Annotated in this window: 17 protein-coding genes; 8 read left to right on the top strand and 9 right to left on the bottom strand. The window is 74.4% G+C overall.

Translation table 11 applies throughout. The annotated features are described in order from the left end of the window. Positions 1–36 precede the first annotated feature (36 nt). Together ACIPK4_RS28910 and ACIPK4_RS28915 are read right to left on the bottom strand one after the other, a co-directional pair. Positions 37–663 (bottom strand): DUF6629 family protein, encoded by a 627-nt coding sequence (locus ACIPK4_RS28910; protein WP_402317753.1) that lies wholly within the window; start codon positions 661–663, stop codon positions 37–39. A 10-nt stretch (positions 664–673) separates the two neighbouring features. Then, positions 674–2,179 carry an MFS transporter gene (locus ACIPK4_RS28915; protein WP_402317756.1) on the bottom strand — a complete coding sequence of 502 codons (1,506 nt, stop codon included), beginning with the start codon at positions 2,177–2,179 and terminating at the stop codon, positions 674–676. A 98-nt stretch (positions 2,180–2,277) separates the two neighbouring features. Between ACIPK4_RS28915 and ACIPK4_RS28920 the strand changes: the two genes are divergently transcribed. Next, positions 2,278–5,910 (top strand): S8 family serine peptidase, encoded by a 3,633-nt coding sequence (locus ACIPK4_RS28920; protein ID WP_402318050.1) that lies wholly within the window; start codon positions 2,278–2,280, stop codon positions 5,908–5,910. An 88-nt stretch (positions 5,911–5,998) separates the two neighbouring features. Here ACIPK4_RS28920 and ACIPK4_RS28925 read toward each other — a convergent pair whose 3' ends face one another. Then, positions 5,999–6,730 carry an ATP-grasp domain-containing protein gene (locus ACIPK4_RS28925; RefSeq protein WP_402317759.1) on the bottom strand — a complete coding sequence of 244 codons (732 nt, stop codon included), beginning with the start codon at positions 6,728–6,730 and terminating at the stop codon, positions 5,999–6,001. 148 nt (positions 6,731–6,878) lie between these two features. On the opposite strand from ACIPK4_RS28925, the gene ACIPK4_RS28930 reads away from it, so the two are divergent. From ACIPK4_RS28930 to ACIPK4_RS28945, 4 genes are all read left to right on the top strand, one after another. Further along, positions 6,879–7,733, top strand: a complete 855-nt coding sequence (locus ACIPK4_RS28930) for a hypothetical protein (protein WP_402317762.1) — start codon at positions 6,879–6,881, stop codon at positions 7,731–7,733. Between the two features lie 109 nt (positions 7,734–7,842). Then, the gene (locus ACIPK4_RS28935) at positions 7,843–9,099 is read left to right on the top strand and encodes a cytochrome P450 (RefSeq protein ID WP_402317764.1); all 1,257 of its coding nucleotides are present in this window, start codon (positions 7,843–7,845) and stop codon (positions 9,097–9,099) included. Positions 9,100–9,135: 36 nt separating this feature from the next. Beyond that, positions 9,136–9,948 (top strand): hypothetical protein, encoded by an 813-nt coding sequence (locus tag ACIPK4_RS28940; protein ID WP_402317767.1) that lies wholly within the window; start codon positions 9,136–9,138, stop codon positions 9,946–9,948. Continuing rightward, positions 9,945–10,178, top strand: coding sequence for a hypothetical protein (locus ACIPK4_RS28945; RefSeq protein ID WP_402317770.1), 234 nt, complete (start codon positions 9,945–9,947; stop codon positions 10,176–10,178). Before ACIPK4_RS28940 ends, ACIPK4_RS28945 begins: the two co-directional genes overlap by 4 nt. On the opposite strand, the gene ACIPK4_RS28950 is transcribed toward ACIPK4_RS28945, so the two are convergent. Together ACIPK4_RS28950 and ACIPK4_RS28955 are read right to left on the bottom strand one after the other, a co-directional pair. Then, positions 10,164–11,561, bottom strand: coding sequence for a gluconate:H+ symporter (locus tag ACIPK4_RS28950; RefSeq protein WP_402317773.1), 1,398 nt, complete (start codon positions 11,559–11,561; stop codon positions 10,164–10,166). The genes ACIPK4_RS28945 and ACIPK4_RS28950 overlap by 15 nt on opposite strands. Positions 11,562–11,574: 13 nt before the next feature. Next, positions 11,575–12,150, bottom strand: a complete 576-nt coding sequence (locus tag ACIPK4_RS28955) for a gluconokinase (protein WP_402317776.1) — start codon at positions 12,148–12,150, stop codon at positions 11,575–11,577. Between the two features lie 106 nt (positions 12,151–12,256). On the opposite strand from ACIPK4_RS28955, the gene ACIPK4_RS28960 reads away from it, so the two are divergent. After that, entirely contained in the window at positions 12,257–12,973 is a 717-nt protein-coding gene (locus ACIPK4_RS28960) for a FadR/GntR family transcriptional regulator (protein ID WP_402317779.1), read from the top strand. Positions 12,974–13,075: 102 nt separating this feature from the next. Here the strand turns inward: ACIPK4_RS28960 and ACIPK4_RS28965 are convergent, their stop codons facing one another. From ACIPK4_RS28965 to ACIPK4_RS28975, 3 genes are all read right to left on the bottom strand, one after another. Next, positions 13,076–13,957: an NAD(P)-dependent oxidoreductase gene (locus tag ACIPK4_RS28965; RefSeq protein WP_402317781.1), complete on the bottom strand. Its 882-nt coding sequence runs from the start codon at positions 13,955–13,957 to the stop codon at positions 13,076–13,078. A gap of 115 nt (positions 13,958–14,072) precedes the next feature. Further along, positions 14,073–14,456 (bottom strand): VOC family protein, encoded by a 384-nt coding sequence (locus ACIPK4_RS28970; RefSeq protein ID WP_402318053.1) that lies wholly within the window; start codon positions 14,454–14,456, stop codon positions 14,073–14,075. 62 nt (positions 14,457–14,518) lie between these two features. Further along, positions 14,519–16,420, bottom strand: a complete 1,902-nt coding sequence (locus tag ACIPK4_RS28975) for an ABC transporter ATP-binding protein (protein ID WP_402317783.1) — start codon at positions 16,418–16,420, stop codon at positions 14,519–14,521. 128 nt (positions 16,421–16,548) lie between these two features. Between ACIPK4_RS28975 and ACIPK4_RS28980 the strand changes: the two genes are divergently transcribed. Then, complete coding sequence (locus tag ACIPK4_RS28980) at positions 16,549–18,654, top strand: AMP-binding protein (protein ID WP_402317786.1); 2,106 nt, start codon at positions 16,549–16,551, stop codon at positions 18,652–18,654. Here the strand turns inward: ACIPK4_RS28980 and ACIPK4_RS28985 are convergent. Then, the gene (locus ACIPK4_RS28985) at positions 18,579–20,465 is read right to left on the bottom strand and encodes a GNAT family N-acetyltransferase (protein ID WP_402317789.1); all 1,887 of its coding nucleotides are present in this window, start codon (positions 20,463–20,465) and stop codon (positions 18,579–18,581) included. The two genes, ACIPK4_RS28980 and ACIPK4_RS28985, sit on opposite strands and share 76 nt — an antisense overlap. Before the next feature lie 115 nt (positions 20,466–20,580). On the opposite strand from ACIPK4_RS28985, the gene ACIPK4_RS28990 reads away from it, so the two are divergent. Further along, a complete protein-coding gene (locus tag ACIPK4_RS28990) occupies positions 20,581–21,003 on the top strand; it encodes a DUF350 domain-containing protein (RefSeq protein ID WP_376200585.1) in 423 nt (140 codons plus the stop codon). The last annotated feature ends 95 nt before the right edge of the window (positions 21,004–21,098 follow it).

Here is a 21,098-nt window from a genome sequence, read left to right on the forward strand (position 1 = left end):
GAAGTCACTACATACGTCTAGGTAACTTTCGGCCTGTCACGCCACTGGGGCGGCGGGGCCCGGGCGCCGGACCCACCCCAGCACCAGCAGGGACGCGACCGCCGCGAAGGCGCACCAGGTGGAGGCGAATTCCAGCCTCCACAGCGCTGAGCAGGCCAATGCCCCGGCGCCGAGCACCGCGCCGAGCACGCGCAGCCGCCGGTCGCCGGGCAGCAGGAGGGCGCCCAGGGTGGCGAAGAGGTAGCCCGCCAGGACGAGCGGCGTCCACGGAACCTTCACGCCGTAGCCCAGGGTGTGGCCCCTGACCTCGGCGACGGCCGGCCGCGTCGCGAGGCAGTACGAGAGCACCGCGGCGGTGGCGAGGCCCACGGCCGCCGGTGCCCACAGCCTGGGCCGGTCCGCCGCGGCGGCCGCGAGCAGGACTCCGGACGGCACCCACACCGGCAGCGCCGGCAGCGCGATCACCACCCATGCGGTGGTGGCCGGGCCGCAGCCGCCGCCCGCGCGCCACACGGCGGCCTCCACCAGCTGGTGGACGCCCAGCAGCAACGGCAGGGCGGCGACGGGCAGGTCGCGAGCCCGCCGTACGCGCGCCACGCACAGGATCCCGACGGCGGTGACGACCGCCCCGGCCGTCACATCGGCCGTGGCGTTCCAGCACATGGCCCGGTGCTCACGGCTCCGCGGTCCGCTCGGGTTCGAGCGGCGGGGAGGTCGTCGCGCAGTACGTGCGGCACTGCGGGTGGCATCCTGCGCCGGGCACGGGTTTGCGTACGGTCGCCCACGCCACGGCGGCCCCCGCCAGCAACAGCCCCGTGCACCACAGCATGGCCCGCCCGAAGGCGGCGTCGAACTCGGACGCCGAGCGGTAGGCGTCCGGCCCCATGCCGGCCAGCAGGGGCAGCGCCGCCACCGCCAGCAGGCCGGCCGCCCGCGCGGCCGCGTTGTTGATGCCGCTGGCCAGGCCCGCCCGGCCGGGGTCCACCGAGGACAGCACGGTCGCCGTGAGCGGCGCCACCAGGGCCACCATGCCCATGCCCATCACGACCAGCGCCGGCAGCACGTCCCGTACGTACGAGGCGTCCGGCCCCACCCGCAACATCAGCAGCATCCCGGCCGCGCACAGCAGCGGCCCCACGGTGAGCGGGATCCGCGGCCCGATCCGCTCCCCGAGCGCCCCCGACCGGGCCGACAGCATCAGCATCAGCGCGGTCGTCGGCAGCAGGGCGGCGCCGGCGGCCATCGCCGAGTAGCCGGAGACCACCTGGAGCTGGAGCACGACGAGGAAGAAGAACCCGCTGAAGGCCGCGTACACGAACAGGGTCACCAGGTTGACGGCGGTGAACTGACGGGAGGCGAAGATGTCGGGCGGCATCATCGGATCGGCCCGGTGCCGCTCCACGTACACGAACGCGGCGGACAGCAGCACGCCCCCGACCGCCGCCGCGATCACCAGTGCGGACCCGGACCGGGCCTCGATCAGCGCGTACGTCACCAGGGCGAGGGCGGCGGCCCCCAGGCCTGCACCGAGCACGTCGAACCGCCCGTGCGCCTGCGGGTCACGCGATTCCGGTACGTGCCGCAGGGCGACGGGCGCGCACACGGCAGCCACCGGCACGTTCAGCAGGAACACCCAGCGCCAGCCGGGCCCGTCCACCAGCCAGCCGCCGAGGAACGGCCCCACGGCCGCACCCACCCCGCCGAACCCCGACCACAGCCCGACGGCCCGGGCCCGGTCCCCGGCGGCGATCGATCCCTGGATCAGCGCGAGCGAACCGGGGGTCAGCAGGGCGCCGCCGACACCCTGAAGGGCCCGCGCGGCGATCAGGACTCCCGCGTTCGGTGCGATCCCGCACAGCAGCGAGGCGCCCGCGAACCACACCACCCCGAGGACGAAGATCCGGCGCCGCCCGAAGCGGTCCCCGAGCGCGCCGCCGACGAGGATCAGTCCGGCCAGGGTGAGCATGTAGGCGTTGACCGTCCACTGGAGCACGGCCAGGTCGGCGTCGAGGTCCACCCCGATGGAGGGCAGGGCGACGTTGACGACGGTCGAGTCGAGCATGGCCATCGTCGAGCCGAGCACGGTGGCCAGCACGATCCACCGGCCCCGGGCGGACGCGAGCGCGACACCGGGACCGGCCGGAACGCCCGCCGTGGTTCCCTGCGCCGGATCGGTCATGCCTTCAGGCTGGCCCGCCGGGCCGGTAAGGGCCACCCGGGCGCGGCAGAATACGGCGCATTAGGCCCTCTTGTAATGTGCATGACCCCTCCTTCACCATGACCGCGCACGTCACGCACGCCCTTCCCGCACAACCTGCACACGGCGTCCGAGGAGGACCACACGTGGCCCAATGCAACAGGCGACGATCCTTACGCGCGGCGCTCGCCGCTCTCACCGCAGCCCTGCTCCTGCCCCTCGGCGCAGGGGTCGCCGCGGCGGCGCCGGACCCCGGCCCCACGCCCGGAGCGGCCGAGCGCAAGGTCGAGCCAAAGCTCCGTGCCCAGCTCGACGACTCCGCCAAGGCCGTCTTCTGGGTCTACCTGGACAGCGCAGCCGACCTCACGGCGGCGGGTCGCGAGAAGACCCGCACGGCCAAAGCAGAAACGGTTCTTCGGACCAAGCGGGAACACGCCGCGCGCAGCCAGGCCGAGGTGATCAAGGCCCTGGACGGCGCCGAGGCCGAGTACACCTCGTACTGGATCGTGAACGCCGTCCGCGTCGTCGGCAGCCGCAAACTCGCCGGTACGCTCGCGCAGCGCCCCGAAGTCGCCCGGATCGACGCCGACGACAAGGTCACCCTCCCCAAGCCCGCCGAGGGCAGGCGGGAGAAGGCCGCCGCCGACGCCGTCGAGTGGAACGTCGACCGCATCAAGGCCCCGCAGGTCTGGGACCAGCTCGGCGTGCGCGGCGAGGGCATCGTCGTCGCCAACATCGACAGCGGCGTCGACTACACGCACCCGGCCGTGAACGGCCAGTACCGCGGCAAGAACGCGGACGGGTCCTACGACCACAACTACAACTGGTTCGATCCGGCCGGCGTCTGCCCCACCGCGGCCCCCTGCGACAACAACGACCACGGCACCCACACCATGGGCACCATGGTCGGCGACGACGGCGGCGCCAACAAGATCGGTGTGGCCCCCGGCGCGAAGTGGATCGCCGCCAAGGGCTGCGAGAGCAACTCCTGCTCCGAGGCCTCCCTCCTCGCCGCCGGCCAGTGGATCGTCGCCCCCACCGACCTCGGCGGCCACAACCCGCGCCCCGACCTCGCCCCGCACGTGGTCAACAACTCCTGGGGCAGCGCGACGCACGACGACTGGTACCGGCAGATCGTCGACACCTGGCGCGCCGCCGGCATCTTCCCCGCCTTCTCCAACGGGAACTCCGGCCCCGGCTGCGCCACCAGCGGCTCGCCCGGCGACTACGCGAGCTCCTACAGCTCCGGCGCCTTCGACATCAACGGCGCGATCGCGTCGTTCTCCTCGCGCGGCGCCGGTCCCGGCGGCATCGTCAAGCCGAACATCGCGGCCCCCGGCGTGAACGTGCGCTCCTCCGTCCCCGGCGGCGCGTACGAGGCCTTCTCCGGCACCTCCATGGCCTCACCGCACACCGCCGCCACCGTGGCCCTGCTCTGGTCCGCGGCCCCCGCCCTCGAAGGCGACGTCGCGCAGACCGAGCAGCTGCTGAACGGCACCGCCCAGGACACCGACAACGGCCAGTGCGGCGGCAACGCCGCCGACAACAACGTGTTCGGCGAGGGCAAGCTCGACGCGTTCGCCGCCGTCTCGGGCGCCCCGCGCGGGGCCATCGGCGCCGTCTCCGGCACCGTCCGCTCCGCCGGCGCGCCGGTCGAGGGAGCCAAGGTCACCGCCGCCGGCCCCATCGGCCGTACGACGACCACCGCGGCCGACGGCACCTACACCTTCCGCTCCCTGCCGGTCGGCGACTACACGCTGACGGCCTCCAAGTTCGGCTACGACCAGCAGACCTCCACCGCCACGGTGACCGAGAACGCCACCGCCACCGGCGACTTCACCCTCGTCCAGGCCCCCTCCGCCAAACTCACCGGCACCGTCACCTCCGCCGCCGGACCCGCCGCGGGCGCCACCGTCACCGTCACGGACACCCCCGTGACCGCGACCGCCGACGGGCAGGGCCGCTTCGAGGTCACCCTGCCGCACGGCACGTACGAGGTGCGGGCCGCGCACTCCTTCCGCTGCGTCACCGACGGCAGCGCCCGGACCACCGTCGCCGGCGACACGACGGTCGCGCTCACGCTGCCCGAGCGCACCGACACCTACGGCTACGCCTGCTCCACCCCGGGCGGCCGCCCGTACGCGGCCGGTGACCGGCAGCTCGCGCTGACCGGCGACAACACCACCGAGCGCGTCGACCTCCCCTTCCCGGTGCCGCTGTACGGAAAGACGTACGGCCAGGCCTGGATCGGGACGAACGGCACGGTCAGCTTCGGCGGGAACAACACCGGTGACATCAACGGGGACCTGCCGAGCACGGCCACGCCCAACGCGGCCCTGTACCCGTTCTGGGACGACCTGGTCGTCGGCGCGGCCGGCAGCGGCTCGGGCGTCTTCACCGCCGTCACCGGCACCGCCCCGCACCGGACGTACGTCATCGAGTGGCGCGACGTGGCGCACTGGTCGGCGCAGAGTGACAAGTTCTCCTTCTCGGCGGCGATCAGTGAGGACGGCACCGTCGTCTACACGTACAAGGGGACGGGCGGCACCGGCATCAAGGGCGGCTCCACGGCCACGGTCGGCGTGGAGAACGCGACGGGCACCGACGCCTTCAAGTACTCCTTCAACCAGGCCGGCATCACCGACGGGCTGGCCATCGCCTTCAGGACCACCAAGAGCGGCGTGGTCACGGGCCGGATCCTCGACGCGAACGACGGCAAGGGTGTCGCGGGAGCCACGGTGACCGTCGGCTTCGGCGCCGAAGCCGTCACGGCCACCACCGCGGCGGACGGCGGCTACCTCCTGCAGGCGGGTGCCGGCAGGAACTCCTACACGATCCTGGCCGACTGGTACACGGGGGTGACCAACGCCTTCACCGTGGAACAGGGCGGCGTCACCACCGTCAGCCAGTCCCTGTTGACGGCGCGGGTCACCGCGTCCCAGCCCTCCCTGGAGCTCGTCCTCCCGGCGGGCCAGAAGCGCACCCGCACCCTCGAACTCACCAACACGGGCACCCTCGACTCGCGGTTCACCGTGGCCGAGGACGCGGCCTGGCTGACGGCCGCCCCCGACTCCGGGAACCTGGTGATCGGGGGCAAGGCCACCGTGAGCCTGGCCGTCGACACCACGGGCCTGGCCGCCGGGTCGGTCCTCACGGCGAACCTGCGGATCAGCTCGGTGAGCGGCCGCAGCCCGGTCCTCACCGTCCCGGTCAAGGTCGTGGTCCCGCGCTACCAGGTCGCCCTGGACGCGGGCTCCGACTCCGCGGCCACGGACACGCTCGGGGACAGCTGGTCCCCGGACCGCAAGTACACGGCCGGCTCGTACGGATACCAGGGCAGCTCCTCGACGCACTCCACCGGGCGCACGATCGCCGGTACGGCCGACCAGAAGCTGTTCCGCAACGCCCGTGAGGGCATGTACGAGTACCGCTTCGACAACGTCCCGAACGGCACGTACACCGTGGAGCTCGGCTTCGCGGAGCTGTCCTCGACGAAGCCGAACAAGCGGGTCTTCGACGTGATGGCCGAGGGCACGCAGGTGCTGCCCTCGCTGGACATCGCGTTGGAGGCGGGCACGTACACCGCCCTGACCAGGACGTATACGGTCACGGTCACGGACGGAGTGCTCAACGTCCGCTTGGTCGCGCACGGGGGCTACGGCAAGCCGCTGCTGAACTCCCTGCGGGTGACGGACCGGCCCGACAAGAGCTGACGGGGACCGGCGGGCAGGGGGGGGCGGAGCGCCGCAGGGCGCTCCGCCCCTCGCGCCTGCGGGCCCCGCCGGATCCGGCGGACGGACTTCAGCGCAGGAACGCCCGGTCGCGCTCCGCGAACGAGCCCAGGGGCGCGGCGGCGCGCAGGACGACGTCGAGGGCGCGCTGCGGATCGCACAGGTACGTGCCGCTGGCCCACGCGGCGTTGGCCTCGATCACCGACCAGCGGCCGTCCGACACGCCGACGTCGACGACGATCGCGGACGGGAGGGAGGCGAGCGGCAGCCGCTCGGCGAAGGCCACCGCCTCGCGCGGCACCGGACCGAGGCTCAGGCGGCCGTCCTCGGCGTACCGGCTCGCGGTGTGCACGGCGCCGTCGAGGAGGTACGTCCGGTACTCGGCCGTGAACCGCGTGACATCGCTGACCAGCACCTCGGTCCCGGGATCCACCGCGTCCGGGCCGGGGAGGCGGGAGCCGTCCGCGTACACGAGGGCCGGGATCGACTTGTCGTTCGGCGACTTCACGAAGACCGGCCGGCGCAGCCCGTAGGCCTCGCGGAGCGGGACCAGCCGCACCTCCCGGCCGGTGAACTCCCGCGGCAGCCGCGCCAGCCAGTCCGCCGGAGCCTCCAGCAGCCCGATCCCCAGCCGGGGCGCCACGGCGTCCGCGAACCCCGGGCCGGCGTGCAGGTGCGCGGCGCGCAGCCCGCCGGGCACGGAGAAGGAATCCAGTTGTACGGTGCCCAGCCCGCGCGCTCGGGCGGCGTCCCGGAGCCGGGCGGCGGAGTCGGTGATGCGGGGCGGGAGGATCAGGTTCACCCCGGAGACCCTGCCAGGCGTCCCGGTGGACGGCACGCGGTTTTCCGGGCGACGGGCCGACCGGCATTCGGGTGGCCCGGACCGAATCCGCACCGACTCGGGGCGCCGCGCCGGGAGCCCGGCCCGGCGGTGGTTAGCGTGAGGAACCATGACGCTCCAGAGCGCCCGGGCCACCACGCCCGGGCCGGCCGAACCGCCCGAGCCGGCCGAAGCAACCGCCGGGGGCCCTCCGCCCGTCGCACCCGAGGGCGTCGAAGGGTCCGCAGGGGCCGCCGCGCCCGGACCCGGCGGCGGCGTCGATGCGGTCGACCGGGTGCGGGCGGCCGTGCAGGAGGCGGATCCCGGAGCCGGGTGGGCACTCGGAGGTCCGGACGGGCTGCACGGCGGGTCCCCGTCCGCCGGACCGGACCCCGACGTCGGCGCGCTGATTCCCGTACTCGCCCTGTGGCCCGTGATCGGGAGCCTCGTCGCCGAAGACGCGCTGCGGCTGCACACCCCGCTCGCGGCGTACGGAGCTGAGGCCGCCGCCGACAGCCCGCCCGGCACCACCGCGCACCACCTGCTCAGCCACTCCACCGGCCCCGCGGCCCACACGGCGCTCACCCGCCTTGCCGAGCACCTCACCGGCAGCCCCCTCGCCGAGCTCGCCGCCACCCGCATCTGGCACCCCCTCGGCATGACCGGCACCCGCTTCGCCGACGGCACCCTGTACGCGCCGACCGCCGATCTCGCCCGCTTCCTGAGCCACATCCTCTCCCCGGCGGACCACCCCCTCACCCGCGCCTGGATCGCGGACTCCCTGCGCATCCGCACGGGCGAACTGACCCCCGCCCGCGGCCTGCTCTGGCACCCGGGGCCGCACGGCACCTGGTCGTCCGGCGAGGCCCAGACGGTCTGGGTCTGCCCGCGGCTCGACCGATGGGCGGCGCTCCTGCCCACCCGCCCCCCGGGCCCGCTGCGCCGGGCCTTCCGCGAGGCGGTCTTCGCCCCGGTTCCCCGCTGACGCGTCCGGCCACCCGGGCCGCACTCGGGGCGCGGTCCCCGCGAGGCCGACGTACGGTGAGCTCGATGTCACCGACCGTTGGTTTCCGGCAGCGCGCGGAGGTACACGGATGCGCACGCTCCACGAGGCCGCCCCGCCGGAGGACCCCGTCGCCCGGGCCCGCGGTCCGGCGGCCCGATCCCAGGGAGGTGGTGCCGACATGACCGGTCCCAGTACGACCCAGTCGGCCGTCTCGCGCGGGCAGCGGGCGCGGGCCGGGCGCGCCGGGTCCGTGCGGTCCGCGGCCGGCCGTGCCCTCCCGCTCTTCGTCCGCGGCCGCGGCTCCGCAGGCGCCCGCCCGGCGTTCTCCGCCGACACCCTGCGTGCCCTGCGGGACCGCGACGAGGGGGCGCCCGTCCTCGTACGCGGGCTGTCCGGACCCGTACTCGTCCTGCTCGACCGGCAGGAACTCCGGCAGTTCTACGACTGCGACCCCCATGAGGTCCTCACACCGGCCACCGCCACCGCTCCCGCCGCGGGCGCGGGCACCGATGGAGTGCCTTCCTGCGCGGTCCGCGCCGTCATCGCCGAGGAGGGCCGGCACCTGACCGGCGCCGCCATCCTCGACCTGGCCCGCGCCCGGCACGCCGTGGCCCGCGCCGCCCGGCGGATCGTGCTCGGCGACGGCGCGCCCGCCCGGGCGGAGGAGCAATTCACCGGCCTGTTCCGCCGGTTGCGCCGCCGCGGCAGGGAGCGGGCCGCAGCCGCCGACGGGCACACCCTGCCCGGCTGGACGGCGCCCGCCCACATCGTCGGCGAGGACCAGGCGCTGCGGGCCATGGACGGCATCCCGGCAACCCTGCTGCGCACCCTGCTCCTGCTCGCCGCCCACCCCGCCGAACAGGACGCCGCGGCCGCCGAGGCCGCAGCCGAGGCGGCCGCGGGATCCGCCGCCCCGGGGGAACTGGCCCGGCTGCGCGCCTGCGTACGGGAGTCCCTGCGCCTGTATCCGGTGGTGCCCGACCTGATCCGCGTCACCCGTACCGAGACCGAGTGGCGGGGCGTGCGCCACCCGGCCGGCACCACCGTCCTGCTGCCCGCCCACTTCCACCAGCGCGATCCGGAGCACGTGCCCGCCGCGCACGTCTTCGTACCGGGCCGCTGGAAGACCCCCGGCGCGGACGAGGACATCCGGATGGCCCCCTTCGGCCACGGCCGGAGCCGCTGCCCGGGCGACCGGCTGGGCCTGCTGATCACCACCGCGCTCTGCGCCGAGGTGCTGCGCCACCGCCGCATCACCGCCGCCCGCCCGGTCCTCGACCCGCCCGGACCGCTGCCGTCGGCACTGGATCCGCGCGGCATCCGGCTCACCCTCGACCGCCGCTGACGTCACCCGTCCCCACCGACATCCCGTGAGGATTCCATGTCCGACGCCGCGACCTCCGCGCCCACCGACCCGGACGGCGAACTGCTCGATGCCCTGTGCCGCGAGCTCGCCGAGGCCGCCGACGCCGTCGGTGAGGCCGCCCGGCACGCTTCCGAACTGGCCCTCGGGGCCCGGCTGCCGGCCGCCGTCCTGGGCCGCCGCCATGGCCGCTCCCGGCACGGCTGGCGCACCCTGCTGCGCACCCTCACCGACCCGGCGGGTCTGGGCTGGGCCCCGCGCGGCCGGGGTGTCGCGCGGGCCGGCTGGTTCGCCGGGATCCTCACCGGCCGGGAGAGCCTCGCGGTCAGCCTCGCCGTGTGCGGCCTCAAGGCCCGGATCCGGGTGGCGAGCGCCGAACGCCCCGATCTGCTGGACGACCCCGACTGCGCGGCGATCCTCCGGGCCGTGGACGAGGACCGGCAGGCGGCGGCCGTACGTGTGTTCCGCCGACTGGTGCGGGACCGGGGCGCCGAGCGGGCGTTCGCGCTGCTGTCCCCGTCGTTCGCGGACCTGATCGCCTGGCACGCCCTGACCGACGCGAACCCGTTCAACGACCACGCCGGCTGGCAGGTGGCCACCGGCCGGGCGGTTCCCGCCCGGCCGCTGCTCGGACTCGGCGCCGCCGTCCGGGCCTTCTTCGACCGCGACCGCGACCGGGACCGCTGTCCGGACCGCGACCGGGACGGCGCGCGCGCTCCGGGCCGGGACGGGGCCCCCGCCCCGGCCGCCCCGCACAGGGGCTGCGTCCACACGATCGGCCTCATCGGCACCGGCGGCATCCTCCTCGTCCAGCCCTGGCGCAGCCGGTGAGCCCGGCCACCCGGCTGCGGCACGGCCCGCCGGACCCGGCCGACGGCCTGCGCGGTCACTCCGCCGCCCTGCACGCCCACGCGCAGCGGCTGCACGCGGCGGCCGAGGCGCTGGACTGGCGGGGCCCGCAGGCCGACGCGTTCCGCGCCGAGGTCGCCGCCCTGGCCGACCGCTGCGCCACCGCCGCGAACGGTCTTGCCGTGGCCGCCGCCCAGCTAGAGGACGAGTGACAGCAGCAGGACACAGCCCAGGCCGGCCACCGAGATGATGGTCTCCATCACCGACCAGGTCTTGACCGTCTGTCCGACGGTCATCCCGAAGTACTCCTTGACCAGCCAGAACCCGGCGTCGTTGACGTGGCTGAAGAACAGCGAGCCGGACCCGATCGCCAGCACCAGCAGGGCGGTCTCCGTGGTCGACATCCCGGCGGCGAGCGGACCCGCCAATCCGGCCGCCGAGATCGTGGCGACCGTCGCCGAGCCCGTGGCCAGGCGGATGGCGACCGCTATCAGCCAGGCCAGCAGCAGGGCGGGCACCGACCACTGCTTCGACAGGTCCAGGATCGCCCCGCCGACGCCTGCGTCGATCAGGGTCTGCTTGAAGCCGCCGCCGGCGCCCACGATCAGCAGGATGCCGGCGATGGGGGCCAGCGACTTCTCGACGGTCGTGGAGAGCCGCTCCCTGGTGAACCCGGCCGCCCGGCCGAGGGTGAACATGCCTACCAGTACCGCCGTGAGCAGGGCGATCAGCGGGGAGCCGGCGACGTCCGTGACCCGCTGCACGCCGCTGGCCGGGTCGTCGACAACGATGTCGACGAGTGCCTTGACCAGCATCAGCGCGACGGGGAGCAGCACCGTGAACACCGTCGCCCCGAACCGGGGGCGGTGCGCGAGCTCCGCCGAGGGCCGCTGCGGGACCATGCGCTCGGGCGCCGGGACGTCCACCCAGCGGGCCGCGTACCGGGAGAAGAGCGGCCCCGCGACGATCACCGTCGGGATCGCGACCACCACGCCGAGGGCGAGGGTGACGCCGAGGTTCGCGTGCAGCGCGTCGATGGCGACGAGCGGGCCGGGGTGCGGCGGGATCAGGCCGTGCATCACGGACAGCCCGGCCAGTGCCGGGATACCGATCCGCATCAGCGAGTAGTTGCCGCGCTTGGCCACCATCAGCACCACCGGGATCAGCAGCACGATGCCCACCTCGAAGAACAGCGGTAGTCCGATCACCGAGGCGATCAGCACCATGGCCCAGGGCATCGCCCGGCCCTTGGCCCGGGCGAGGATGGTGTCGACGATCTCGTCCGCGCCGCCCGAGTCCGCGAGCAGCCTGCCGAGGATCGCGCCGAGGGCGATCAGTACGCCAACCCCAGCGACCGTGGCGCCGAGCCCGGCGGTGAAACTGGCGACGGTCTTGCCCAACGGGGCGCCCGCGAACACCCCGAGGGCGAGCGAGCCGACCGTCAGCGCCAGGAAGGCGTGCAGCTTGAGGCGGGTGATGAGCAGGACGATGACCGCGATGGCCGCGAGGACGGCCACGCCCAGCCGGGTGTCCCCGGCCGACGTGATCGGGGCGGGCGCGGCCGCGGCCAGTATCTCGACGCTGAGACCTGTCACGGGTGGGGGTTCCTCACTCTTGTCGGGGGGCGGAGGCGGGCCGGCCGGCGCCCGGCAGCGCGGACAGCGCGGCCAGGGCCCGTTCGGTGATCTCCTCGGGTGATCCGGACACGTCGACGGCGACGCCGAGTTCGTCCTGCTGGAGCGGCTCCAGCGTGGCGAACTGCGAATCCAGCAGGGCGGCCGGCATGAAATGGCCCGTACGGGCCGCCATCCGCCGCTCGATCAGCGCCCGTTCGCCGGTCAGGTGCACGAACACCGCGTCGGGCGCTGCGCTGCGCAGCCGGTCGCGGTAGGCGCGCTTGAGCGCCGACGAGGCCAGCACCGCACCCCGGCCCGCGGGCCGGTCCCGGATCCACGCGTCGAGGGCGTCCAGCCAGGGCCGGCGGTCGGCGTCGTCCAGCGGGATGCCGGCGGACATCTTGGCGACGTTGGCCGCAGGGTGGAAGGCGTCCCCCTCCACGTAGGGAAGGCCGAGCGCGTCCGCGAGCATCCTGCCCACGGTCGTCTTGCCCGTGCCGGCCACGCCCATCACCACCAGCACGCGCCCGGTGCCGCTCACGTCGTACCCCGCTGTCCTCGCCGACATCGTTCGTGCACCCTCTCACTCAAGCCGATTAAGTAGTACTTATTCAAGATGCTGGCGCCAAACATCACATCTTTTCCGCGCCAGGGGGTCACCGTACGCTTACGCCATGACCACTGAAGGCCAGGGCCTCCACTCCCACGTGCTGGACACGCTCGGCCTGGCGATCACCGCGGGCGAGCACCCGCCGGGCAGCGTCCTGCGGACCGACGAGATCGCCGAGCGCTTCGAGGCCTCGCGCACCGTGGTGCGCGAGGTCGTCCGCGTCCTGGAGTCCATGCAGCTGGTCGAGTCCCGCCGGCGGGTCGGCGTCACCGTGCGCCCCGCCGAGGAGTGGAACGTCTACGACCCGCGCGTCATCCGCTGGCGCCTCGCCGGCACCGACCGGCCGCGCCAGCTGCGCTCCCTGACCGTGCTGCGCTCCGCGATCGAGCCGGTCGCGGCCGGCCTCGCCGCCGCGCGGGCCACCCCCGAGCAGTGCGCCGCGCTCACCGAGGCCGCCCTCGGCATGGTCCGCACCTCGCGCGGCCACCGGCTCGGCGAATACCTGGAGCACGACGTCGCGTTCCACCGGATCGTGCTCAGCGCCTCCGGCAACGAGATGTTCGCCCGGCTCGGCGATGTCGTCGCCGAGGTCCTGACGGGCCGTACGCAGCACGCCGTGATGTTCCACGACCCCGACCCGGCCGCCGTCACCCTGCACGTCCGGGTCGCCGAGGCCGTACGGGAGGGCGACGCGGCCCGGGCCGAGGCCCTCACCCGCCGGATCGCACTGGACGCCCTCAAGGAACTCGACGTCCTGGCCCCCTCGACCCACTGTCCGTAGGGCCCGGCCGCATCCCCCGGACGTCCAGGTTCGTGTCGTCAAAGTCCCGTCTGGCCGGCGACCCCGCCCTTCGGGCGGCCGACGCTACTTTGACGACACTCCTCAGCGCCTGATCGGGAGGTCCTGGCCAGCGTCCGCGAAGCCCGCGAAGTAGGCGGCTGCCATGTCCTCGGCGCCGTGGCCGAGGGATGCGGCGCGGTGGAGGCGGGCGTGGGTGGCCCGGGCCAGGTCGACTGCCACGCCCGCCCGGTCCGCCGCCTCCGCGATCAGGCCGGTGTCCTTCTCGGCGCCGTGCACCGTGAAGCTGGGTGCGAAGTCCCGTTCGAGGACGGCCTTCATCTTCGCCTGGAGGTACGGGTTGTCCATCGGGCCGCCGGTCACGGCCTGCGCGAACAGCTCCGGGTCCACCCCCAGGCCCTCCGCCAGCGCGAGGGCCTCGCCGACCGCCGCGGTCAAGGTGATCGCGTACCCGACCGTGGCCAGCTTGAGTCGGGTGGCGGCCCCCGCCTCCTCCCCGGCCCGCAGGGTCTTGCCGCCCACCGCGGCGAACACCGGATCCAGCCGGGGATCCGCCGGTCCGGAGGCGAGCACCACCAGCGTCCCGGCCTCCGCGGGCCCCCGGGTGCCCTGCACCGGGGCGTCCACGAACACCAGCCCGTGCTCCCGGGCGAAGCCGGCCAGCTCCTCCAGCGCGGCCACGCCGACCGTGCTCATCTGCGCCCACACCTGGCCCGCGCGCAGCCCGGGCACCGCGGCGGCCATCGCCTGCGCCACGGCCTCGCCGTCCGTGAGCATCGTCAGCACCACATCGGCGCCGGCCACCGCCTCGGCCGGGCCGTCCGCGACGACGGCGCCCTGCGCGGCCAGCGGTTCGGCCTTCTCCCGGGTCCGGTTCCACACCCGCAGGCCGAGCCCGGCCCGCAGCAGGTTCCGGGCCATCCCCGCCCCCATGATCCCGGTGCCCAGCAGTGCGACAGTGGTCACGGCGTCACTTCCCTTCAGGAACGTGCAGTTCCCCCCAGTGTCCCTGCCGGGGACCTGCCGGGGAGCCGCTGAGGACCCGCTGAGGACCTGCTGAGGACCGCCCCGTCCGCAGGTCTCAGTCCTCGGCGGCCGTTGTGCGCGGCGTCGTCTGCTGGACGGCCCAGCCGTTGCCGTCGGGGTCGGAGAAGTACACGAACGAGCCCCACGGCATGTCCTGGATCTCCGTCACCTCGATGCCCCGGCCGCGCAGGTCCTCGTATGCCTCCTCGATGTCGGTGACGACGACCTGCATGTTGTCCAGCGACCCCGGGGCCATCCGGGTGAGTCCCCTGCCCAGGGCGATCGAGCAGGCCGACCCCGGCGGGGTCAGCTGCACGAACCGGATGTCCTCGCTCACGGTGACGTCGTGATCGGCGTGGAAGCCGATCCGCTCGTAGAAGGCCTTGGCCCGGTCGACGTCGGTGACGGGGACGGCGACCAGCTCCAGCTTGATGTCCATCAAGTGCTCCACGCTCTCCACGGTCGGCGCAGGCCCCCGCGCGGCGCGGGGGCCTTCCGGCATCATGCTCCGGCAGCCGGTACCGCGCTGCCCGGAGCGGCGTCCGCCGCGGCGAACTGGGTCCGGTACAGCTCCTCGTACCGCCCGCCCGCGGCCAGCAGCTCCGGGTGCGTCCCGCGTTCCACGATCCGGCCGTCCTCGACGACGAGGATCAGGTCGGCCGCCTGTACGGTCGACAGCCGGTGCGCGATCACCACGGCGGTCCGGCCGGCCAGGGCCTCGCCCAGTGCCTCCTGCACCGCCGCCTCCGAGGTGGAGTCCAGGTGCGCCGTCGCCTCGTCCAGGATCACCACCCGCTGCCGGGCCAGCAGCAGCCGTGCGATGGTCAGCCGCTGCCGCTCGCCGCCCGAAAGGCGGTAGCCGCGTTCGCCGACCACCGTGTCCAGTCCGTCCGGCAGCGAGGCGACCAGTCCGTCCAGCCGCGCGCGCCGCAGCGCCTCCCAGATCTCCTCCTCGCCCGCCTCCGGCCGGGCCAGCAGCAGGTTGGAGCGGACCGATTCGTGGAACAGGTGCCCGTCCTGGGTGACCATGCCGAGCGTCTCGCGGATGGAGTCGGCGCTGAGGTCCCGTACGTCGACCCCGCCGAGGCGCACGGCGCCCGCGTCGGCGTCGTACAGGCGGGGCAGCAGCTGGGCGATGGTCGACTTCCCGGCCCCGGACGAGCCGACGAGGGCGATCATCTGCCCGGGTTCGGCGCGGAAGGACACCTCGTGGAGCACCTGCGTACCGCCCCGCGCGTCGAGGACCGCCACCTCCTCCAGGGAGGCGAGCGAGACCTTGTCGGGGGAGGGGTAGCCGAAGGAGACCCGGTCGAACTCCACGGCCACCGGCCCGTCCGGCACCCGTCCGGCGTCCGGCTTCTCGGCGATCAGCGGTTTCAGGTCGAGGATCTCGAAGACCCGCTCGAAGCTCACCAGGGCGCTCATCACCTCGACGCGGGCGCCGGCGAGCGCCGTCAGCGGGGCGTACAGCCGGGTCAGCAGCAGGGCGAGGGCGACGACGTCGCCGGCGTCCAGGGTCCCGCGCAGGGCGTAGTGCCCGCCGAGCCCGTAGACGAGGGCGAGCGCGAGGGCCGATACCAGGGTGAGCGCGGTGATGAACGCCGACTGGGCCATCGCCGTACGGATCCCGATGTCGCGGACGCGCGCCGCCCGGGCGGCGAACTCCGCGGATTCGTCCGCGGGCCGCCCGAACAGCTTGACGAGGGTGGCGCCGGGCGCGGAGAAACGCTCCGTCATCTGTGTGCCCATCGCCGCGTTCAGCGCCGACGCCTCCCGCTGCATGGCGGCCATCCGCGCGCCCATCCGGCGGGCCGGCAGCACGAACACCGGCAGCAGGACGAGGGCCAGCAGCGTGATCTGCCAGGAGATCCCCAGCATCACGGCCAGCGTCAGCAGCAGCGTGACCGTGTTGGCGACCACCCCGGACAGGGTGTTGCTGAACGCCCGCTGGGCGCCGAGCACGTCGTTGTTGAGCCGGCTGACGAGGGCGCCGGTGCGGGTCCGGGTGAAGAAGGCCACCGGCATCCGCTGCACGTGGTCGAAGACGGCCGTCCGCAGGTCCAGGATCAGCCCTTCCCCGAGCGTGGCCGACAGCTTCCGGGTGAGCAGCCCGAGCCCCGCCTCCGCCACCGCGATGACAGCGATGAGCAGGGCGAGCCGGGTGACCGTACCGCTGTCCCCGCCGTCCACGATGGCGGACACCACCCGGCTGGCGAGGACCGGGGTGGCCACCGCGAGCAGCGCGGTCACGATGCTGAGCAGCAGGAAGAGGGTGAGCCCGCGGCGGTGCGGGCGGGCGAATGCGGCGACCCGGCGCAGGCTCGCCCGGGAGAGCGGGCGCCGGTCGTGCCGGGCGTTCATCGCGCTGTGCAGCGATGTCCAGGCGGTGACTTCCATGTCCATACGGGGAACGCTATGACCTCAACCAAGCTTGAGGTCAACGGAACGACCGGACCGGTACCGAACCGCCGCTCGTACGAGGGGTGTTCAGCCTCCTGCGCACTGTCGGTGGCGGGTGCCATCATCGGGGAATGACCCAGGGAACGACGCAGGGATCGACGCAGGGACCGGGGCCCGACCGCTCCGGTCGTACGACCGCCGACACCGTCCTGCACCTGTTCGAGCAGCAGGCGCGGGACACCCCGGGAAGCTATGCCGTCATCGCCGGCGTCGACAGCCTCACGTACGCGCAACTGGACCTCCGCGCCAACCAGTTGGCGCACCACCTGATAGCCGGCGGACTGCCGCCCGGCGCCGTCGTGGCGATCGGGACCGGCCGCCGGACCGAGATCGTCGTCGCCCTCCTGGCCGCCCTCAAGGCCGGCGGGACCTACGCCGTCATCGACGTCGAGGTCCCGTTGACCGGGCAGCGGCAGCTCGCCGCCCTCAACCCGTACGTCCTTCTCACCCACGCCGCCCACCACGCCCGGCTGGACGACGGCAGCGGGCGGCGGGTGGTCCGCCTCGGCGCGGAGGCGACCGAGATATCCACCCGGCCCACCGAAGCACCGGAGCGGCCGGAGCCCGGTGCGACGGCCGCCGTCCTGTTCACCGGAGCGGCCCTTCCGCGCGCCGTCCCCATCGGGCACGCCCGGCTGCTCGCCGCCCACGAGGCCTGGACGAAGGTCATCCGGCCGGCCCCCGAGGACCGCCACCTGATCACCCAGAACCCGGACCTCACCGCCTTCGCCGCCGGCTGGACCAGGGCCCTGTGCTCGGGCGGCGCCCTCGTCGTACCCGAGCGCACGCCCTGGACGCCCGAGGCAATCCGCCGGGCTGTCGAGACCGAGCAGGTCACCGTCGTGCACACCGACCCGGCGGGTGCGACCCGGCTGCTCCTCCGGGACGCCGGGGCCGCCGCCGGGCCCGACGCGGGCTCCCCGGGCGGCGGCGCGCGCGGCCGGCGCGACCTCGACCCGGCCCTGCGGTGGCTGCGCCTGGTCACGGTCACCGGCGACCGGCTCTTCCTCGACGAGCAGGAGGCCTTGCAGTCCGGCCTGCGCACCGGAGCCCGGCTGCTCAACGTGTACGGGCTCACCGAGGCGGCCGGCACCGGCACCTGGTTCGAACTCCCGCAGCTGCCGCGCCCGCTGGACCATGCGGAGCAACTCTGCCTGATCGGCGCCCCCTTCCCCGGCTGCGCCGCCGACACCCGTACCGGGCAGCTCCACTTCACCCCGCCCGACGGCGGCGACGCCATCCCCACCGGCGACCTCGCGGAGCTCCGCCCGGACGGGCTGCTGGAGTTCCGGGGCCGCAGACGGGACCGGATCGCCATGGCCGACGGCGCGTTGGACCCGCACGCGCTCGAAGCCGTCCTCCGGAGCCACCCGGACATAGGCGCCGCGCTGGTGGCCGAGCTCCCGGAGGACGAGAGCGGCGCGCGCCGGCTGGCCGCCCACGTGGCACCGCCCGCCGGAGCCCGGGCCTGGCCCCCGGCCGCCGACCTGCCGGACGCCGGGCAGCTGCGCGAACACCTCGCCGGGAAGGCGGCCGCGGCGCAGCTGCCGCACGTCGTGGTCCGGCTGCGCACCCTGCCCCGCAACCGCGGGGGCCAGGAGAACCGGGAGGCCCTGCCCCGGCCGGTGGCGGCGCGGAAGCCGGGCCGGGGCGGCGCGGGAGGCTCCGGAAAGTACACCCCCACGGGCAACGGCACCCCGACGCCGTTCCCGCTCGTCGGCTGCGGCATTCCGTTCCTGATCGGCACCGGCCTGATCTTCTTCATCCTCTCGAAGATCCTGTGGCCCGGATCGACCGACCTGAACGGCGTGCCCAACCCCTGGGCGTTCCTCTTCTTCGTGCTCTACCTGTTCGAAGGGGCCTCGTTCGCCGCCGGGCTGGTCTTCCTCTTCGGCGGCCGCACGCTGATGCTGCGCCGCGACCCCGGCCAGAGCCCCCGTTCCACCAGGGCCGCGCACCTGGCGGTGGTCTACCTGCTGATCGCCTGGTGGCCGCAGGACAACTTCTACCGGCTCGCGGCCAAGCACGACTGGCCCCTCCAGGCCGCCCTCGTCTACGCCTTCAACATCCCGCTCATGCTCGCGGCCGTCGTCCTCGCCTTCTACCTCACCCGGAAACCGCCTTCGCCGTTCGACTTCGAAGAGGCCGACGACCGCGACGGCTCCCGGGCCCCCTGACCTCCGGCGAACGCCGCCCCCACGGCGACCGCCTCCGTCCGCACCAGCGCCTCGGCCGCGTCCAGCGCCTCCCTGCTGTACGCGGCCACCAGCACGCCCAGCCAGGGCGCCGGGTCGAAGGCGCCCGTCGGGATCGAGGGCAGGAACACCGCCCCGAGCTCCGCGCAGCCCCGCTCCAGGACCTCGCACAGCTCGTCGAGCGCGGCCTCGGGCAGCCTCGCCCCCAGTTCCACCCGGTCCGCGATCCGTACGAGGTGCCCCGCGCCCCGCAGCTCGTCGAGCCGGGCCGCCACCATGAAGGCGATCGACGGCCCGGTGAGCCGCAGGTTCGCCTCCGTCGGCGCCAGCCGCCCCGCCCTGTCGGCGACGAAGTCCACGTCGAACCAGCCCCGGTAGCCGGCGGCCGACAGCTCCCGGCCCACCGCCCCGCCGAAGGCGAGCAGCGGTTCCTGCGCCCACGCGGGCACCACCCCAGGGCCCACCGTCGCCCCGCGGTACCCGGCGCCCGCGACGTCCATCACCGCGCCGCCCGCCTCGTGCACCAGGCCCGCGCCGTCCACGAACCCGTCGTACGTCAGGTCGCGCGGCTCCCGCGGACCGGCCGGCCCGGCCACGTACTCCTCCACCAGCAGGGGCCCGCGCGGCAGACCCCGCAGCACCGCGCGGGCGCCGCCCGCGGCCCGGACCCGTTCGGCGCTCACCACGGTCGTGCCCGAACCGCCGACGCCGTGCTCCGACTTGAGCACCGTGCTCGCGCCCTCCCGGGCCCGGGCGGCCAGCAGCCTGGCAGCCGCCCGCCGGGTGGGGGCCGGCCACTGCCCGGGGAGCAGGATCCGGGGATGGCCGCCGGCCGCCAGGATCCGCCCGAACAGGCCGTGCGCCGCCGACTTCGACTCGTACCGCAGCTCGCGGGGCCGCCACGGCCGGCCGGCCAGCCGCGCGAAGCCCGCCGTCAGCCCCCACGGTACGAGGGGCAGCCCGGTCCCGCCCAGCCGCCCGGCCAGCGCCGGCCGGGCCCGTACGACATCCGACAGACCGGCACCCGCCGACGGTCCGGAACCCGCAGCCGGCCCGCAGCCCCCCTCCGCCAGGCCGTCGTACACCTCCACCCCCTCCCACTCCAGCAGGCGGCCGACCCGCTCGATCCAGCCCGGCGGTACCGCCGCGGGCAGCACCACCGCCCCCGGCCACGGGCTGTAGAAGGCGGCCAGGCAGGCGTAGTGGTGTGCGGCCCGCTGCTCACGGTCAAGGGTGGCGTCGGCGAACTGGGAGTTGTACTCGGCGACGTTGCCCACGTGCACGGCCGGTCCGCCGCCCGTCCAGGCCCGCGCCCAGGCGGCGAGCGGTGCGGGGGCGACCTCGAACCGCACCAGCCCGGCGGGTACGTCGCCTTCGCCGGGCCGGTTCGCCGCCGTCGCATGCCGTGCGCCCATCGCCCGGTAGAACCCGGCCGCATGCGGGTCGGAGTCGATCAGCAGCCTGCGGAAACCGAGTTCGGCGGCCCGGCGCAGCGCGTCACGGTACAGCCGCCGTCCCACGCCTCGCCCGATGGCGTCCGGCTCCACGAACAGCAGTCCCAGCCGGGCCACCGGGGGCGCGCCCTCCAGGGAGGCGAGCCCCAGCACCCGGCCGCCGGACGGGTCTTCGGCCACCGCGATCCGGCGGCCCGCCACCTCCCCCGCCCGGATGCGCAGTTCCGGCGCGCAGGAGGCCAGAAAGGGCTCGTCGTACCCCCAGTGCGCCTTGGAGCGGAGCACGAGGGCGGTGAGCGCCTCCGCCTCGCCGGCCTCGGCCGCTCTGAGCTTTACCATTTCCTGACCTCCCCATGGTCTGCCGCGAGACCGTGCGATAGATTCGGCCACCCTGTCGGCAGGAGCGCGTCAGGTACGGCAGGTCCTTCCTACCCCCGCGGAGAACGGCTTCTCAATGAGCGACATCGTCAACGGACTTGGCCGCACCAGCGCCTTCGGCGCCCTCGGCCTGGTCCTGCTGATCCTCGGCATCGTCCTGGTGGACGTGCTGACGCCAGGGAAGCTGCCCAAGCAGATCTGGGAGGAGCGCAACCGGAACGCGGCCGTCATGCTGAGCTCCGCACTCCTCGGCGTCGGCGGGATCGTCTTCACCTCGATCTGGACCACGTACGACGACTTCGGCAAGGGGCTGCTGTCCACCGCCGCGTTCGGCGTGCTCGGCCTGCTCCTCATGGGCGTGGCCTTCCTGGTGCTGGACTGGGTGACCCCCGGCAAGCTCGGCGCGATCGTCGTCGATCCCCAGCCGCACCCGGCGGTGTGGGTCACGGCCTCCTGCAACCTGGCGGTGGCCGCCATCGTCGCCGCCTCGATCGCCTGACCCACCCGCCCCCTCACAGCTGCCAGGGCCCCATCCGCAAGACGTGACCGAGGCCCTGTCGTCAAACTCCCGTCGTCGCCCGCGGGGCAGACGGC

This window comes from Streptomyces sp. NPDC086989, from assembly GCF_044745505.1.
Lineage (GTDB): Bacteria > Actinomycetota > Actinomycetes > Streptomycetales > Streptomycetaceae > Streptomyces.